Source organism: Paenibacillus sp. 01L418 (assembly GCF_056400045.1).
Genome location: NZ_JBFTSN010000555.1, coordinates 1 through 3632, shown reverse-complemented (window position 1 = coordinate 3632; position 3632 = coordinate 1). Strand labels below are relative to the sequence as shown.

Annotated in this window: 3 protein-coding genes and 2 pseudogenes; 1 reads left to right on the top strand and 4 read right to left on the bottom strand. The window is 44.3% G+C overall.

What is annotated here, in order from left to right; all coding sequences use genetic code 11:
* Positions 1 to 167: 167 nt before the first annotated feature.
* A complete protein-coding gene (locus AC1DSE_RS32540; RefSeq protein ID WP_477528861.1) occupies positions 168 to 296 on the bottom strand; it encodes a hypothetical protein in 129 nt (42 codons plus the stop codon).
* A gap of 116 nt (positions 297 to 412) precedes the next feature.
* Positions 413 to 613 (bottom strand): annotated as a pseudogene (locus AC1DSE_RS32535) (CcdC protein domain-containing protein); the annotation flags it as partial.
* A 420-nt stretch (positions 614 to 1033) separates the two neighbouring features.
* On the opposite strand from AC1DSE_RS32535, the gene AC1DSE_RS32530 reads away from it, so the two are divergent.
* Complete coding sequence (locus AC1DSE_RS32530; protein WP_477512421.1) at positions 1034 to 3127, top strand: GxGYxYP domain-containing protein; 2094 nt, start codon at positions 1034 to 1036, stop codon at positions 3125 to 3127.
* A 151-nt stretch (positions 3128 to 3278) separates the two neighbouring features.
* On the opposite strand, the pseudogene AC1DSE_RS32525 reads toward AC1DSE_RS32530, so the two are convergent.
* Together AC1DSE_RS32525 and AC1DSE_RS32520 are read right to left on the bottom strand one after the other, a co-directional pair.
* Positions 3279 to 3484 (bottom strand): annotated as a pseudogene (locus AC1DSE_RS32525) (transposase); the annotation flags it as partial.
* The coding region (locus tag AC1DSE_RS32520) for a hypothetical protein (RefSeq protein WP_477528860.1) at positions 3451 to 3632 on the bottom strand (182 nt) is incomplete at its 5' end. The gene AC1DSE_RS32520 and the pseudogene AC1DSE_RS32525, both read right to left, overlap by 34 nt.

The following is a 3632-nucleotide window of genomic DNA, read 5'->3' as shown; positions in this document are numbered from 1 at the left end:
TTCCAATACGTTGATTATAAAATGCCAATTCCACAAAATATGGTATAAATTTCAGAAAAATAGTATTTTATTGAGGTGGCGTGAAAACAGAAAAAAAGGAGCTCCTTTAAAAGGGCTCCTTGAATGCCAGAATAGCGATTATACTTTTCGTACCGTTTGAAGCTGCATTAGTCTCCGAAATTTAATATAAAAACGACTCGCCACGGGATGACGTAAAAGAACGCTAAAATCATAAACAAAGCAGCCAGCGTTTGAGGTTCGATTGTGGACATGTAATAGTGAAGCTCGAAACGAATGGCAATGACAACGAGAAAAGCGACGATGAATCCCCAGTTCTTCTTGGCGTATATAAATGATCATCACGAATTTCATAGTTTGTGGTCCATATTAGCGGAATCGAGAGGATAATACCTATAGCCGCAGCAATCAAAAATTCGTAAAACGGCGCATGGACATTGGAATTAAATATCAACAGCAGACCCGGCAGCATAAATAGAATCGGGTACAACAGCCTTTTGCCGTCTCCTCGAATGGGGCGGTAAAAGCTCCTTGTTCGTCTCCACAGCACGAGGGCAGCAATGGCAAAGACAAACACATAAAATGAACGATCCATTTCAACACCGCTTTCTACAAATTAAATATTGAATTTCCATAATTTATATTATACCTACTCGAATGAAATACCTGCAATACGATTCCTTTGGATATAAAGGGATCACTATGTGAAGTATATGCTGCATGCCTATTTTCCGCCAATTATATATATTTAATATATATAATTACTCTATACAATACTCATGACTTGGCTATGTAAAAGGGACTATTGTCTATTTCTTTTGCGCTATAATACTTTAGGTCTCGAGTTGTCTTCTGTTGGAACCTTTGTCGAAACGATTGTATTAAACATAAATATATTTAATATATAGTTTAGGTACTGCCGTATGCGCATTAGCGAAGCCGCCTAAGAAGGAGGGAATGGAAAAGGCGCTATGACGATGGTATTACCCAATCAGATGAGACGAGGTGTAAGATCGTGATTCGAAAACTTACTGTCACATGTCTGGCTATCGTATGTACGCTGTCTTTAACGCTTGGCGCTTCAGCACCAGCTGCAGCAACTGCGGAATCCAAATCCGGCAAAAGCTCCATTAGCTGGCCAAATAAGCAAGCGCTTCCATCCTTTGCAACCCCCAAAAAACTAGATGTAGCTGATATTTATGATGCGCCAGGGGACATTAAGCTTCTACTTGCAACGCTGCAGGGTATCGTTAACCGTGAGGAGCCTCGAATCTATCTGCTGGAAAACCAAGAAGAAGGCAAACTGACCTGGCTAAAAGATTTGAAGGTTCCCTACAATGTGCATGCAGATTACTGGGATATCGTCAAAAAATATAAAAAAGAAGTGAAAGGCATCATTGTTTACGATCCGAAGGTTGCTGATACTATCAATGTTGCGACTACTCTTGCTGGGTTAAAGGATGCCGTTGTCGCTAGCCCTGCTCTCGCCGCGCAGTTGAAAGCAGCACCATTTAACCTAAAAGTGCTCGATGATTTACAAGGCAAATTCAAAGACCGTTTGGATGCTTACACATGGCAATATGAGAATCTATGGGCCAAATCGACACATCGGATGTTAGTCGGATTAAGCCCTGACACATCCGTTAGAATACCACCCGGACTCCCTGAATCGTTCAAGACCATTGCGGAAGACACCACGCAGGAGCGCGATGGCAAAAATAAAAATACGTATGAGCTGGATTTGACGAGCAATTTGGGCAAAGAATCCGTATTTCTTCGCTTCGAGGACGCTTTCCCTCAGGATGGCTGGGGATCCGCCGTTCATGAAGTAACCGTGAAGGCAGATGGGCAAACAATCGCGCAGTTTATTCCAGGTACGCCTGAGGAAGAGGCGTTTCTGTACGACCGCCAAAGCTCTCAAGTATCAACAGGACAAGGCGGACACCGATTCGCAGACAATGGCCGATACTTCGTCTATAAGTTTACGCCGCCTGCAGGTACAAAGCAGTTAACTGCCTCCGTCCTTATGTGGAATCAATTTAAGGTATCGGCAGGCAATATCCAGCCGCCAACCTCAGACCAGAAGGAGCCTTACGGCTACCTCCGTGATTATGCAGTTGCGAACAAAGCAATGGTGTTCTGGCTTGATTCCAACGTGCCGGAACAGAAAGCGCTTTTCGAAAAAATCTTATCAGGCGTCAAGCCAGGCACCCCTTACTTAGGCTGGTTTAATAATGACGTTGAAGGCGAATTCAGCTCCGTAGAAATTACATCCAATTACAGTGTCTACGTGCTTGCGGCCGACTGGTTCAGCAACTTAACGGTTTTCTCGGGTACAAAGGCAAAGACAGTCAAAGCCAAAACGCCTAAGGCGCCTAAGCTTGCAAATAAAATCTACGTCACGTATACCTTCAGCGAGGGCGACAACTTCCAATACAATCAGCATAGAATGCGTATCCTATGGGATGATCCTACTCGCGGAAAAGTACCGATCAACTGGACATCAAGCCCGCTTCTTTATGACGGCGCACCCGCTATTCTGAACTATTTCCAAAAGACAGCGACGGAAAATGACCTCATCATTGCTGGTCCTTCTGGGTCAGGATACTTCTACCCGGAAGCATGGCCGGAAGCCACATTCTCTGATTTCCTTAAGCAGTCTTATACGTATATGAAGCAAACAGGAATGACCGTTCCGTATGTGCTGAATCGTGTGAACAGCGAGAATGTTCCGCTCAGCGCATCAAAGGCAGCTGCCTATGAGAAGTTTTACAAGGCAAAAGGACTATTCCTAAGCTGGGAAGATCATTACGGTGTCGAAATCATAAACGGTACACTGCCCGTATCCACGATTCAAGGCATAAGTACCGCACAAGACGGGAAAAACATTTTGGCAGCAGCCAAAGCAAAATGGGATGGCAAATCACCATTATTCGTATCACTCGGGCTGCTCGCATGGAGCATGACACCTTCTGATGTTGTGGCGATAACAGAATCGCTCGGACCAGAATATCAAGCTGTACGGGCTGACCACTACTTCTCACTTATCCGCGATTACAATAAACTGCCAGCCAAATCGCAGCTAGCGGAGGACGAAAACGAGGATTAGATTTAAAGTGGACGAGGCTTTTGTTAAAAGTGGAACCAAAAAGGGGCTGTCCCATAAGCATCAAGCTCGCTGAGGAATAGCTCGCTTTGAACGGGAGTATTGGTAGCAGTACAGGAGAGCTATTCCTGTACTGCTATTTTTCTATTCTGGTCTATGCTTGCTTCATAGGATTATGGGCAAGCGAAAGCCACCCGACCTCCAGACTTACCTTAGGTAAGCTGCGAAGCAGAAACGCCGGAATCCTTGGTTATTCTTTATCTGCCCTAAAATACTTTTGGGTTCAATCATTCGTCTTACCGACAGCGAATATCCTTCCTCGCAGCTCAGTTTTTCCCCTGCTTGCTGCTTGTAGCGCATAATAACTCAGACTGACCATATCCAGCATCATCGATGATCGTCGTATGATTGTAATGTGCGCGAACCAATAGTGGAGAGCAAATAAGTGTAAAAGTGCACCTGTTTTTAACAAACAAGAATGGAATGTTGCAAATAGGTGTACTAATAC